The organism is Neisseria sp. P0001.S005 (genome assembly GCF_051963715.1).
Genome location: NZ_JBQCTZ010000549.1, coordinates 1 through 516, shown reverse-complemented (window position 1 = coordinate 516; position 516 = coordinate 1). Strand labels below are relative to the sequence as shown.

Genomic DNA, 516 nt, shown 5'->3' with positions numbered 1-516 from the left:
ATCCTATCAACCTAGAGAGCAATCCATGTCTAAAAATCAAAACTACGAAGAATACCAAGACCAAGACGACAACCGTCCCTTGAGTATCGAAGAGCAGCGCGCGCGTCTGCGCCAACTCATTATCATGGGTAAAGAACGCGGCTACATCACTTATTCCGAAATTAACGACGCCCTGCCCGACGATATGTCTGATGCCGAGCAAATCGACAACATCGTCAGCATGATTTCCGGCTTGGGCATCCAAGTAACCGAGCAAGCCCCTGATGCTGAAGACATCCTCTTGAGCGACAACGCCGCCGCCATGACCGATGACGATGCCGTTGAAGAAGCCGAAGCAGCACTCTCCAGCGCAGATTCAGAATTCGGCCGCACTACCGACCCTGTGCGCATGTATATGCGTGAAATGGGGCAAGTCGATCTGTTGACGCGCGAAGACGAAATCATCATCGCCAAAAAAATCGAAAATGCACTGAAAAACATGGTGCAGGCAATCTCAGCCTGCCCAGGCTCGATTGC

General features: G+C 51.4%; 1 protein-coding gene. It reads left to right on the top strand.

Going from position 1 to position 516, the window contains the following annotated elements; genetic code table 11:
• Window positions 1–25 precede the first annotated feature (25 nt).
• On the top strand, window positions 26–516 hold a 491-nt coding region (locus ACTHSP_RS21595), incomplete at its 3' end, for an RNA polymerase sigma factor region1.1 domain-containing protein (protein ID WP_440346955.1).